Source organism: Marinomonas shanghaiensis (assembly GCF_003259175.1).
Taxonomy (GTDB): Bacteria; Pseudomonadota; Gammaproteobacteria; order Pseudomonadales; family Marinomonadaceae; genus Marinomonas; species Marinomonas shanghaiensis.
Window position 1 is genome coordinate 1 of sequence record NZ_QGOK01000010.1, and the last position, 12,231, is coordinate 12,231.

Genomic DNA, 12,231 nt, shown 5'->3' on the forward strand with positions numbered 1-12,231 from the left:
TTTGTAGGTCGGCCTTCAGGCCGTCAAAACGCGACTTCTCATAATGCGTTCTTTGTCGGCAAATAAGGGTCTACTCAACATCTAACTGAGGCAATGACAATGCCCGCTGAACATCAAGAAACGCTTACTTAGTGTAAGGCCCAAAAACAAACTCATCACCCTATTTTTCATCTGACCCTAAATTATAGACCCTAAATTATAGACCCTAAATTATAAATTCCGCGTCGGGCTGAAGCCGCGACCTACAATGAAAGCTTCGCTTTCAACGGCACATTACGCTGCGCTTATGATGCCCTACGATTAGCTAGGGAGTGATAGAGCTACAGCTCTATCACTCTGGCGTTGTCGCCGAGGCGGCTGCCAATGTGGCTGACGAGGATCAAGATGTCTGGTTTGTAGTGGTTTTCCAGAGAAAATGTTTAAACGTGGGTGGCTTGTTTATGTCAGTCAAATTAAACAGGCGCAGTCGGTCTCGTCGAAGCGGTAGCGAATACAACCCACGCTTTTTTGTGGGCGATTTTTCATGTGCTTGTTATGTATTTTCATCTGGCTGATAAAAATGTGGTTCGTGTATTTGAGGATTCACCTCGTAGATTCCATCCATTTCTTTTGGCCTAAGCTCAGGATAACGTACCCATAAAGGCTGTAGCATCTCTAAGAAAAGCTCTCCCATAACTTTCCCTGCGCTTGATCGATAGGATTCAAAATTTTCTTTTGTATCCTTATCCATAACGAAACGCACGCTTTGGTCAAGCTTTCCTGAAACTTGCATTAATAAAATACTTAGTTCTTCGGCTTCCGTCTTATTCACTTCGATCTCCATATACATTTTAAGAGTGCGCATGCGCGTTATTTCATCTGCAGATATTTTTACCCATTGATACTAAAAGACTTTCTTACTTTCTGCCAGTACAAACGCGCAAGACTTTTATACTTCTCAAACTATAAAATAAAGCGTTTGAACGCAACCTAAATTCCGCGTCGGGCTGAAGCCGCGACCTACAACAACCGGCACATTACGCTGCGCTTATGATGCCCTACGATTAGCTAGGGAGCGATAGAGCTACAGCTCTATCACTCTCGCGTTGTCGCCGAGGCGGCTACCAACGTGGCTGACGAGGATCAAGATGTCTGGTTTGTAGTGGTTTTCCAGTGAGTGACAAATCCTTTCTATGGTGGCTTTGTCGAGTCCGTCGAAGGGTTCGTCTAGTAGCAGAACGGGTGTTTGTCTCAGTAAGAGACGCGCTAAGGCGAGGCGTTTGCGTTGTCCGCCAGATAAGTTACGGCCTTGGGAGCTGAGTAAGGTTTCCAGTCCGTTTGGTAGGTTTTTTGCCCAGTCGGCTAGGCCGACGGCGTTGAGGACATCCCAGAGTTGTTCGTCGCTGGCATTAGGGTTGCCTAGGTATAAGTTGGCGGCGATGCTTTGTTGAAAAATATGCGGTGATTGTGGCAAATAGCTAATGTGTATTTGGTACGTTTGGTTACTGTACAGGTCGCATTTTTCATTGTTAATAATGGCTTCACCCGATGACAGACAGTCACCGGCGATGGCGGCCAGTAATGTGGATTTCCCTGATCCACTGGCACCACGTAGCCAGATAGATTCACCTTCGTCCACACGAAAGTCGATGGCGTTGTTACCCATGCCGCTTGACGGGTGAAAGCCGCGCCAGTGCTTGAATACCATCTGTTGAATGCGCTCTATTTTGCCTTCTGGCTGTGCTTGGGCGTCTTGGTGCAGTTGGTTTAAACGGCGTAAACCAACCTGAGACTGGCCTTGTGCGACGAAGGATTGCACCAGTGGCAATACCAATTCATTCACGGCCAATAAAGATAAAACATACCCCACGACCCAAGTACCTTGTACGCCGTCTAGTAACGTCCAGCGTTGGGTCTCTGGGGTGTAGATGCAAAGTAGATAAAAACTGCTGGCGATGAGTAAAATGGTCACCCCATAAGACAATAAACGCCCCGTACTAACGGCTTGTTGTATGCGAATTTCCATACGGCGCTGGCGTTCATCCAATTCCCCCAGACGTTGCGCATATTCTTTCCAATGACCGCGAATGGTTAAGGTGATCAAGGCAGAAAACAGGCTAACAAAGCGACTGCGGCGGTGTACACCCAAAATCTGTCCAACATGCACTGCATGACTGGCAAAGCGGTCACATACATAGGGCACGAGCAAAATCTGTAGTACGGCTGCGATGGCGATGGGCCAGAGCAAAACAGGCGTGATGAAGTAGGCAAAAACAGACACGGCTAAGTAGGCGGATAAAGCGTATATCCAAGGCAAAAACACCACCAATGGCCAGCGAATAATCTGGTCAAGGTCGCTCACTAAGCGCTGTAACAAGTCACCTCGGCTTTGTTCGTGCAAATTGGCCGCGTCTTTTGCGACGCGCTGATCCCACACCCAAAGGCGCAAAGTGCGTAACAATCCCAGTAAGTGGTTATGAGCGGTCACTTGCTCACCGTAGCGACCAGCCGTTCTGAGGATAGACATACCACGCACAATAGCACCGGGTGTCAGGTAGTTAAAAACAATCCCCACGCCCATGGCCGTTGCTAATCCAGCGGCGGAGATGAACCAGCCTGAAATGCCGAGCAAGGCAACGCCTGCTAACGTAGCCGCTATACCGGTAATCACGGGGATAAGAATCCCCCACGGATTAGCCAATATGAGCCGTTTAAGCGATAGCTTGGATAGGTTGCTCATGCAAACCTCCTTTGTTGAGGACCCAATGTTTGTCAGCCCAAAGTATGGGGTGGGTGTCATGGCTAACAATGAGTAAGGTTTTGCCTTTAGATACCCGTTTTAGCGTCGCTAAAACAGCTTGTGCTGTCTCTTTATCAAGCCCAGAACACGGCTCATCGAGCAGCCATATATTGGCTTTTGACAGTAAGGCTCTGGCGATAGAAAGACGCTGCATTTGCCCACCCGATAGGCCTGCGCCCAGTTCAGTGAGTTTGGTGTCTAACCCCGCGGGGAGTTGCCGGATAAAGGCATCGCATTGGCTTTCAACTAACGCCGCCTGCAAGGTCTCTTCACTTGGCGTTTCAATCCCCAAAAGTAGATTACGGCGAATACTGCCGTTTACCCATTCCGGTGTTTGCGGGAGCCAAGCCAGTTTTGCTCGCCATGCGGCTAAACTCACTTCATGAAAGGGTTTGCCATTGACCAACAGCTGGCCTTGATAGTCTTCTTCAAATCCCAATAAAAGGTGCAAAAGACTGGATTTACCAACGCCAGATTCACCACTCAACCAAATGCGCTGCCCTTGATGAATAACTGCACTAATGGGCGAAAACCGGTATCGCCCGTCTTCACACCAACTGAGGTTGTGAAAGCGGATGGACGTGAGTTGATCAACCATAGAAGCAAGGTTTGATTGGGCAACAGGCTCACGCTCTTCTGCTGCCGTGGCATGAGCACGCGCGTCTAAAATTTCTAATAAATCTGTCGCGGCAGCTTCGGCTTTTTGTTTGGCATGGTAGTCGTTTCCAAGCTGGCGCAAAGGCAAATAAAATTCTGGGGCAAGCAATAAAAGAAACATGGCTTGCGTTAAGGTAACGGGAGCCGATCCAACTTGCCATGGCAAAATCTCCAATAAACCAAGCCCTAAATATAAGGCAATCATGGCGATTGATAGTGATGCAAAGAGTTCAAGAGTGGCAGTAGACAGAAAGGCCAATACCAAGACGCCCATGGTGGTTTTCTGATAAGCCGTTGCGCTATCAGACAAACGCCCTCGTGCCTCTGTGGTTCTATTAAGGCGTTTGAGCTCCGCAAGCCCTTGGTTTAGATCCATAAATTGATTAGACAGCATGGCCAAGACATTGAATTGACGTCGGTTAGCTTGTGCGGCTTTGTGACCGACAAAAATCATAAAGATAATGACCAAAGGTGCCGTCAGCATAAAAACAAAAAAGGCGATCCAAGAAATAGAAACAACGGAAAGCAGGATCACACAAGGAATGAGCGTCACCATAAAGACTTGTGGTTTATAGCGACTAAAAAAATCATCGAGCGCATCAACTTGCTCGTAAACACGTGTGGATAATGCCGCATCTTCTTCGATTCTTGTGCGCGCTGGCCCAAGTTCCGTCAGATGAGACACCAATTGACGACGCAAGCCGTAACGAATGTCACGGCTTGCGCTGGTGCAAATACGCTCTCGGCCAAAGTTTGCCAAGGCACGAATTAGTAAAGCCAATAAACCGACAACTAAAAGAGAAATAGAAAAGGATTGATGCAGCGCCATATCCGAAAACACATTCGCTAACGCCCAAGCCTGCAACACCAAAGACACCGCAAACAACACAGCAAAACCTTGTGCCACACGATATTTTGAAGACTGTTGAGTCGCTAATTGCCCCAAGAATATCGCTTCTGGCGTTTTGATTCGACTAGGTCGACGCGCCTTTTGTGTCCCCTTCTCTCTCGTCATAAGGCTTACTTCTGCTCCTCTTCACCTTCGTAGCCACTAAACTCCAACCAAACGGCATTGATAATACCAAACGAACAGGCTAACAAAATGCCCAAAATCCAAGCGAAATACCACATAACTGATTCCTCTATTTAGTATTCAAGGATAGAGCTCAAAGAGCTCTATCGCTTACCCATGATTAATACAATGAGTGTGTATTTTCTTCTATGTGTTTCTTCGTCAAACGACCATACATGACGAAGTAACTCCACAATGTATAACCCAAAACGATAGGGACAAAAATACAAGCAACAACAAACATAATCATCATGGTGTTATGGCTTGATGTGGCATCCCACATGGTCAAACTCATGCTTGGGTAGCTTGAAGACGGCATCAGGAAGGGGAACATAGATCCGCCAGCCGTCACAATAATACCGGCAATACCCAGTGATGAGCTCAAGAATGCCAAAGCCCCTTTTTTCATCACACCCGCCAATGCGGCCACCAACATCCCAGCAATCCCCACAATCGGCGCTAACATTAATGCGGGCACTTTATCGTAGTTAGCCAACCAAGCACCGGCTTGCACTTCTGCGGTTTTCATCAAAGGTGTCATGGCTTTATTACCGTCAATCACGCTCGTTAACACATAACCATCAATACCGTATGCCAACCAGATACCCGCGATAATAAAGAAGACGGCCGCTAACGTCGCTGTGACTGTGGTGGCTATGCAGGCTTTACGATGCAGATTACCGTCTGTTTTCATTTGCAACCAAGCGCCACCTTGTGTCATCAGCATCATCAAACTCACCAAACCACACAAAATCGCAAAAGGGTTCAACAAGCCAAAGAATGAGCCGGTGTACGTCACACGTAGAAATTGGTCAAATTCAAATGGTACGCCTTGCAACAAGTTACCAAAGGCCACACCGAAAATAATTGGCGGAACCGCAGAACCAAATACGATTCCCCAATCCCAGCTAGTGCGCCATTTAGAGTTCTCTAGTTTAGAGCGATAATCAAAGCCGATTGGACGGAAGAACAAGGCCGCCAATACAAGCATCATTGCAAAATAAAACCCAGAGAACGACGTGGCATAAACCACTGGCCAAGCCGCAAATAACGCACCACCTGCCGTGATGAACCAAACTTGGTTGCCGTCCCAGTGGGGGGCAATCGAGTTGATCATGATGCGGCGCTCAGAGTCCGTACCACCAATCACTTTCAGTAAGCTTCCCACCCCCATATCAAAACCGTCGGTGACTGAGAAGCCGATGAGTAAAACACCAATCAAAACCCACCAAATGACTTTTAATAATTCGTAATCCATATTACACCCCTTGCTTTAGCTGAGCGGTTTCTTGTTCTAGTGAATAGCGACCTGTGTGTAAGCTGGAAGGCCCCTGTTTCGCAAAACGGATCATCAAATACATCTCGGCAATCAAGAACGAGGTATACAACACAGCAAAACCGGCGATCGTTATCCAAATCTCAGTTGCTGTTAAGCTCGACACCGCAACATGAACCGGTAAAATTTCACCAATCGCCCATGGCTGACGACCATATTCGGCAACAAACCAACCCGCTTCATTCGCAATCCATGGCAATGGCAAGCACAACATAATAAGTTTCAGGAACAGAGGATTCTTACCAATACGACGACGCGCGTTTTGATAGAAAGCCACCGCAAAAACAAACAACATCAAGAAACCACAACCCACCATGATGCGGAAGGCAAAGAACAAAGGTGCTACTTGAGGAATGGAATACTCCACAGCCTGATCGATCTCTTCAGAGGTCACTTTGTTCATGTCTTCGTTAAACGCGGTTACTAATAAACCGTAACCTAGATCGTCTTTGACTTTTTCAAAGTTGGTTTTCACCAAGGGATCCGTTGAACCGCTGCGTAACTGTTCAAGCAGTTGGTTCGCGTAGATACCGTTAATGATGCGCTGACGGTTATGCTCTTTCAGCTCTTTGATACCCGCCACTTCTTTGTCAAGAGAACGTGTCGCGATTAATCCCATTAGGCCAGGAATTTTAATGGCAAACTCGGTTTCTTGAAGTTCCTGATTCGGAAAGCCGATCAAGGTGAAATCTGCCGGTGCTTCTTGGGTTTCCCATTCCGCTTCTACAGCCGCTAATTTCACTTTTTGCACTTCGCCTAGCTCATAACCAGACTCGTCACCTAACAGAATAACGCTCAAAATAGAGGCCAAACCAAAGGCAGAAGCGATAGCAAAGGAGCGACGAGCAAAAGCCAGATCACGACCTTTTAATAAGTAGTAGCTTGAGATCACCAACACAAACATGGCACCGGTGGTGTAACCTGCTGAGACAGTGTGAACAAATTTTACCTGAGCCACTGGGTTTAGAATCAAAGCACCAAAATCCACCAGCTCCATACGCATGGTTTCATAATTAAACTCTGAACCAACCGGGTTTTGCATCCAGCCATTGGCGATCAAGATCCATAACGCCGACAGGTTAGAGCCTAATGCAACACCCCATGTCACCATTAAGTGTTTTACTTTGCTGAGGCGATCCCAACCAAAGAAAAACAAACCCACTAGCGTAGATTCAAGGAAGAAAGCCATCAGGCCTTCGATGGCCAAAGGAGCACCAAAAATATCACCAACATAATGTGAGTAGTAAGACCAGTTGGTTCCGAATTGGAACTCCATCGTCAAACCTGTTGTGACACCTAACGCAAAGTTAATACCAAACAATTTACCCCAGAACTTCACCATATCTTTGTAGACTTGCTTACCTGTAATCACATAGACAGATTCCATGATGGCAAGTAAAAAAGACATCCCCAACGTGAGAGGGACAAACAAATAGTGGTACAGAGCTGTGAAAGCAAACTGAAAGCGTGATAATTCCACTACAGCTTCATTAATCATATGACTTCAACCCATTCATTTGATTGAGAAAAAGGCGCTTGCAGACACTTAACATTTTGCCGTGCTCTTATTATCCAACGCCCACCGTAGCCTCAAACCTTTTGAGGCTTACTATAAGGCCAGATTATGAGTGCAGTTTCGATTTAAAACATTGCGTTAGATCAAGAGAAAGAGAGTGAAAAAAATAAGTAGGTAAAAAAACAGAGACTTTACATTGATTGAGTTGAATGATGCTTTTAAGGACAATCAGACAGTTTATTTTTTCGACGCGATGCGTTGCCCAACATCTCGACTTTTTGCTCGTTGGTTGCCGCCTGCCACATTAGTATTTCATTAATCGTACGATAACAGCCCACACACACGTCTTCACTATCAAGACAGCACTGACGGATACAAGGGCTTTTTATGATCTGATCCGTTTCATGATTTATTGACATGGTTTTATATCCCTTAGTTTTACGCCAAATAAGAGGCTACGCCAAACGCAGCCCCTTAAGCGAACTTAATTCAAGGCTTACACCCTTACTTTGTCTAACGCTTGCTGAATATCCGCAATGATATCGTCAATGTTTTCAATACCAACCGAAATACGGACCAGATCACGACTTACGCCCGCTTTGGCTAACTCTTCATCATTCAACTGACGATGCGTGGTGGACGCAGGATGGCAAGCGAGAGATTTAGCATCACCAATATTAACAAGGCGCAGCACCATTTGTAGTGCATCAATAAACTGTGTCCCCGCCTCGATCCCACCTTTGATTCCAAAACTTAACACGCCCGACGCTTTACCACTGGTAATTCGATGGCTCATTTCATTGTACTTATTATTTGGCAAGGCGGCATAATTCACCCAATTCACTTTATCGTGATTCTGTAAAAAAGCCGCTAGTTTCTCCGCATTAGAACAATGACGCTCCATCCTTAGGCCCAATGTTTCTAACCCCTGCATGATTAAAAAAGCACTGTGTGGCGACAACGCGGCCCCGGTATTACGCAGAGGAACGACACGACAACGCCCAATATAAGCCGCTTCACCTAGTGCTTCTGTATAAACAACATCATGATAAGAAGGGTCAGGTTCATTCAACATGGGGAAACGTTTTTTATTCGCGACCCAATCAAATTTACCAGAATCAACAATAATGCCACCAACAGTAGTACCGTGACCGCCAATGTATTTGGTTAACGAATGCACGACGATGTGTGCGCCCAACTCAAAAGGACGACACAGGAATGGCGTCGCAACAGTGTTATCCACGATAAGCGGGATGCCATGTTTATTCGCAATGACAGCAAGCGCTTCGATATCGACAATGTTGCCGGCTGGGTTACCGATGGATTCACAGAAAATAGCACGAGTATTGTCATCAATAGCGGCTTCAAATCCCGCTAGATCGTCCGCAGAGACCATGCGAGTTTCAATGCCTTGCCTTGGGAAACTGTGAGCAAATAAATTATAAGTACCACCATAAAGTTGGCTGGTACTGACAATATTAGAACCTACGTCACAAATACATTGCAGCGCATAAGTAATCGCTGCCATACCAGACGCCACCGCCAGCGCCGCGATGCCGCCCTCCATTGCCGCAACACGCTGTTCTAAAACATCCGTAGTTGGGTTCATGATGCGAGTATAAATATTACCCTTCACTTTCAGATCAAATAAATCTGCACCATGTTGGGTGTCATCGAAGGTATAAGAGGTCGTTTGATAAATCGGCACGGCCGCCGCTTTAGTTGTCAATTCAGATGTGTAACCGTGATGCAATGCAAGAGACTCTAATTTCATGGTAAGCAAACCTATTTTTATTATTCCAAAGAAAGTAACCCCGTCATATTACAAGGCTATTGATCGTTAGAAAAACAAGTATTGCTTATAACGTTAGATATATTTTTAATCCCAATTGCTGCGTCGCAAACTTTTGATTTGGCCTTTTTGCTTTTTCTGATCAATGCGTTTTTTCTGCGAAGAGCGTGTTGGTTTGGTGGGACGACGGGGCTTTTGCACACGAACCGCCTCTAAAATAAGCGCTTTAAGCCTTGCTAATGCGTCTTCTCGATTTAATTCTTGGGTCCGGTGTTGCTGGGCTTTAATGATAATGTCTCCATCGTTGGTCAGACGAGAGTCGTTGAGCGCCAGCAAGCGTTCTTTGTAAAATTCAGGCAAAGAAGAATGGGCAACATTAAACCTCAGATGAATGGCAGAAGAGACTTTGTTGACGTTCTGACCGCCTGCGCCTTGTGCTCGGATAGCGGTAAGTTCAATTTCGTGGTCTGGGATCGCCACGGCGAGGGTAATTTGTAGCATAATGATTGCTTAATATATCTGTCAATTTTAATGAAACAGCATTATAACAGGCTTAACAACTATATGCTTTGACGCATCGTTTATCGATAAATTATCGGTTACAATCGTTTTTCTTAGTTAAAACGCTTTTTTATTCAAACGTTTTTTTTATTCAAACTAATAGTAGTAGGAGTTTTTTGTGACCCAGTTCCGTCCTTGTATCGATCTGCACCAAGGCAAGGTTAAGCAAATTGTCGGTGGAAGTCTAAATGACAAAGGCGCCACAGAGAACTTTATCAGTGAATATAACGCAGAACACTACGCACGCATGTACCGCGATCACGGCCTTGTTGGCGGACATGTGATTGCACTGGGAAAAGGCAATCAAGAAGAGGCGTTAAGCGCACTTCGCGCTTATCCTAATGGTTTACAGTTTGGTGGTGGCGTAAAAGACAACAATGCTGCCAGCTATTTAGAGGCTGGCGCCTCTCACGTTATCGTAACATCCTACTTATTTGAAAACGGTGAGTTCTCATGGGACCGTTTAGATAAAATCAAACGTGAAACCGGTACAGATCGTTTAGTGCTGGATCTGAGCTGCCGACGCACAAAAGACGGCTGGTATATTGCGACGGATCGCTGGCAAACTGTTACCTCAACACAAGTCAATCATGAAAACTTGATTGAGCTGGCTAATCATTGCGATGAGTTTCTCATTCATGCAGCCGATGTAGAAGGTTTACAAGCGGGCATCGATGAAGACTTGGTCAAGCTTCTTGGCCAAGGTTGCCCTGTCGCCGTGACCTACGCAGGTGGAGCGCGATCTTTGGCGGATCTTAAACGCGTTCACGAATTGTCTGATGGTAACGTCGATTTAACCATAGGCAGTGCCTTGGATATTTTTGGTGGCCAAGGCATTACGCTAGACGAATGCATCTTGTGGAACCGCTCTCAAAAGTCGGCATAATCAAAAACGCTGCACAGAACTATCCTGCAACAAGGGGTAAGATGGCGGGAGTATTCTTTAAAGTGATCATATTTGCCATGATGCCTTAAATACTCTCGCTCTCAGCTCGACATACTATTCACCATACCGCATACTTGGTAGCTTATTTTTCGTCTCTAATCCTAGGATTATTTCATGTCTATATTTCGTACTGGCCTTTTACTTGCGACGCTTGTTCTTAGCGCTTGCTCGATGCCAATTCTACAAGACCTACCCCCTAAAAATGCTGAAAAAAGTATCCCTCAGGGACAAAAAGCAAACACAGATACCACAGCGCAAGTAAAAGCGGATAGCGCTCAAACTGGCGTCGATAAAAAACCAAAAGAGAATGGTGCACAAAATAACGCTGCGAAGAACACGCTGATTGAGCAATTCAACACTCAAACACAAATCGCGAGCAAACATTATACAGAACTGAAAAACCGCGTTGGACAAGCACCGGATCTGCCAACATTTGGCCCAGTGGAAACGCTAAAATCAAAAGAACTTAATACCGCGATTCAGTCGTTACGTACCTACATTAGTAAAACCAGTACAGAACTGGCATTACTTAACGCTCGAGTTAACGAGCGTGAGAAAACCATGGCGCGCGGAGACATAATACAACTCTTCTTATCTGAAGCCACGGTATCTCATGACAATGTCACTTTTAAAGCACAGCCGCTAGTCGGTCAGTGGGTACGCGGGGAAAGCCGAGTCATTCGCTTAAAAGACAGCATTTTATTCGAGAGCCCAATGTCTGAAGATTTGCATGTGACATTTTCAGAAACCTATCAGTTGATCATCAATGGTGATGTTATATCCATCATCAATCCGAATAAAATGAAAAACAGTGCTGGCTTCAATGTTGCCACACACAACAATATAGGCAAAATTGTTGGCAAATTAGACTATCGCCTTGTAGACAACAAATAATTGGAAACAGTCTAGTGATTTAACAAAAACCGCTAGGCTTTTTTGACGACTCGAGTCTACTAACCAATCAATTTTGCTGTTTTTCGTCTATGTTCTGTATTGTCTAATACAACTTGAATATAGGCTAAATAGTCGATTATTGTGTTAGCAAATACCTTATTTTCGAGTCGTCTCACCAGCTTACCAATACGTTTTACCACCTGCCAATTCACCAACATAATCCGACTAGGAGCATATCTATCGGGCGCATTAAGCGCGGCCAAATAAGCGGTTGCTACGTAACCAGGCTCAGGGTTCATTGTGCCTGTGTCTTCTGGTAAAGAACCTACGTTATGCATCAGGCGTTCGGCCAAACGACGATACAAAGACGATACTTTTTTAAAAACATGCTTATCCAAGGTATTACCGACACGACCGCATAATGCGGAATTGGCAAAAAATCCATCAAAGCACATAGAAAATATGTCACACAAGATGCGTAGATCCGCATTTTGGTGTGGCTCTTTTGAGAAAAATGGGTCATCAAGCATTCTCTGTTTCCTTTCAAAAAAGGGTGAGCTTTGTGCAAATAAGGATGATTAAGGTCGTGTTTACTGCAAAGTTTCATAAGGGACGCTATCGCAAGCCTCTGCCCTATGATTGTATTGCCACATAAATTTTTTAAGGTCTATTCAGGTA

At 45.4% G+C, this 12,231-nt stretch carries 12 protein-coding genes; 2 read left to right on the forward strand and 10 right to left on the reverse strand.

The features are described 5' to 3' along the window. Positions 1 to 532 precede the first annotated feature (532 nt). From DKT73_RS08805 to arfB, 9 genes are all read right to left on the reverse strand, one after another. The gene (locus DKT73_RS08805; protein ID WP_157959166.1) at positions 533 to 811 is read right to left on the reverse strand and encodes a hypothetical protein; all 279 of its coding nucleotides are present in this window, start codon (positions 809 to 811) and stop codon (positions 533 to 535) included. Positions 812 to 1,063: 252 nt separating this feature from the next. Then, positions 1,064 to 2,719, reverse strand: coding sequence for an amino acid ABC transporter ATP-binding/permease protein (locus DKT73_RS08810; protein ID WP_198666576.1), 1,656 nt, complete (start codon positions 2,717 to 2,719; stop codon positions 1,064 to 1,066). Next, positions 2,691 to 4,451 (reverse strand): thiol reductant ABC exporter subunit CydD, encoded by a 1,761-nt coding sequence (gene cydD / locus DKT73_RS08815; RefSeq protein ID WP_111638194.1) that lies wholly within the window; start codon positions 4,449 to 4,451, stop codon positions 2,691 to 2,693. The genes DKT73_RS08810 and cydD overlap by 29 nt, the downstream gene beginning before the upstream one ends. Positions 4,452 to 4,456: 5 nt before the next feature. Next, a complete protein-coding gene (gene cydX, locus DKT73_RS08820) occupies positions 4,457 to 4,567 on the reverse strand; it encodes a cytochrome bd-I oxidase subunit CydX (protein WP_111606907.1) in 111 nt (36 codons plus the stop codon). A gap of 62 nt (positions 4,568 to 4,629) precedes the next feature. Continuing rightward, the gene (cydB, locus tag DKT73_RS08825; RefSeq protein WP_111638195.1) at positions 4,630 to 5,766 is read right to left on the reverse strand and encodes a cytochrome d ubiquinol oxidase subunit II; all 1,137 of its coding nucleotides are present in this window, start codon (positions 5,764 to 5,766) and stop codon (positions 4,630 to 4,632) included. A 1-nt stretch (position 5,767) separates the two neighbouring features. Further along, positions 5,768 to 7,342, reverse strand: coding sequence for a cytochrome ubiquinol oxidase subunit I (locus DKT73_RS08830; RefSeq protein ID WP_111638196.1), 1,575 nt, complete (start codon positions 7,340 to 7,342; stop codon positions 5,768 to 5,770). A 236-nt stretch (positions 7,343 to 7,578) separates the two neighbouring features. Then, positions 7,579 to 7,779 carry a DUF1289 domain-containing protein gene (locus DKT73_RS08835; protein ID WP_111638197.1) on the reverse strand — a complete coding sequence of 67 codons (201 nt, stop codon included), beginning with the start codon at positions 7,777 to 7,779 and terminating at the stop codon, positions 7,579 to 7,581. Positions 7,780 to 7,856: 77 nt separating this feature from the next. Then, the gene (locus DKT73_RS08840; RefSeq protein ID WP_111638198.1) at positions 7,857 to 9,134 is read right to left on the reverse strand and encodes an O-acetylhomoserine aminocarboxypropyltransferase/cysteine synthase family protein; all 1,278 of its coding nucleotides are present in this window, start codon (positions 9,132 to 9,134) and stop codon (positions 7,857 to 7,859) included. A gap of 105 nt (positions 9,135 to 9,239) precedes the next feature. Further along, the gene (gene arfB, locus DKT73_RS08845) at positions 9,240 to 9,653 is read right to left on the reverse strand and encodes an alternative ribosome rescue aminoacyl-tRNA hydrolase ArfB (RefSeq protein ID WP_111638199.1); all 414 of its coding nucleotides are present in this window, start codon (positions 9,651 to 9,653) and stop codon (positions 9,240 to 9,242) included. 178 nt (positions 9,654 to 9,831) lie between these two features. On the opposite strand from arfB, the gene hisA reads away from it, so the two are divergent. After that, entirely contained in the window at positions 9,832 to 10,599 is a 768-nt protein-coding gene (gene hisA, locus DKT73_RS08850) for a phosphoribosylformimino-5-aminoimidazole carboxamide ribotide isomerase (RefSeq protein WP_111638200.1), read from the forward strand. A 174-nt stretch (positions 10,600 to 10,773) separates the two neighbouring features. Next, positions 10,774 to 11,553 (forward strand): hypothetical protein, encoded by a 780-nt coding sequence (locus tag DKT73_RS08855; RefSeq protein WP_111638201.1) that lies wholly within the window; start codon positions 10,774 to 10,776, stop codon positions 11,551 to 11,553. Between the two features lie 59 nt (positions 11,554 to 11,612). Here the strand turns inward: DKT73_RS08855 and DKT73_RS08860 are convergent, their stop codons facing one another. Further along, positions 11,613 to 12,083 carry a hypothetical protein gene (locus DKT73_RS08860; protein ID WP_111638202.1) on the reverse strand — a complete coding sequence of 157 codons (471 nt, stop codon included), beginning with the start codon at positions 12,081 to 12,083 and terminating at the stop codon, positions 11,613 to 11,615. Between the last annotated feature and the right edge of the window lie 148 nt (positions 12,084 to 12,231).

Bases quoted from the DNA above. Each gene is read 5' to 3' on its own strand.
- DKT73_RS08810 (WP_198666576.1), bottom strand. From the start codon at position 2,719: ATGAGCAACCTATCCAAGCTATCGCTTAAACGGCTCATATTGGCTAAT.
- cydD (WP_111638194.1), bottom strand. From the start codon at position 4,451: ATGACGAGAGAGAAGGGGACACAAAAGGCGCGTCGACCTAGTCGAATC.
- cydX (WP_111606907.1), bottom strand. From the start codon at position 4,567: ATGTGGTATTTCGCTTGGATTTTGGGCATTTTGTTAGCCTGTTCGTTT.
- cydB (WP_111638195.1), bottom strand. From the start codon at position 5,766: ATGGATTACGAATTATTAAAAGTCATTTGGTGGGTTTTGATTGGTGTT.
- DKT73_RS08830 (WP_111638196.1), bottom strand. From the start codon at position 7,342: ATGATTAATGAAGCTGTAGTGGAATTATCACGCTTTCAGTTTGCTTTC.
- DKT73_RS08835 (WP_111638197.1), bottom strand. From the start codon at position 7,779: ATGTCAATAAATCATGAAACGGATCAGATCATAAAAAGCCCTTGTATC.
- DKT73_RS08840 (WP_111638198.1), bottom strand. From the start codon at position 9,134: ATGAAATTAGAGTCTCTTGCATTGCATCACGGTTACACATCTGAATTG.
- arfB (WP_111638199.1), bottom strand. From the start codon at position 9,653: ATGCTACAAATTACCCTCGCCGTGGCGATCCCAGACCACGAAATTGAA.
- DKT73_RS08855 (WP_111638201.1), top strand. From the start codon at position 10,774: ATGTCTATATTTCGTACTGGCCTTTTACTTGCGACGCTTGTTCTTAGC.
- DKT73_RS08860 (WP_111638202.1), bottom strand. From the start codon at position 12,083: ATGCTTGATGACCCATTTTTCTCAAAAGAGCCACACCAAAATGCGGAT.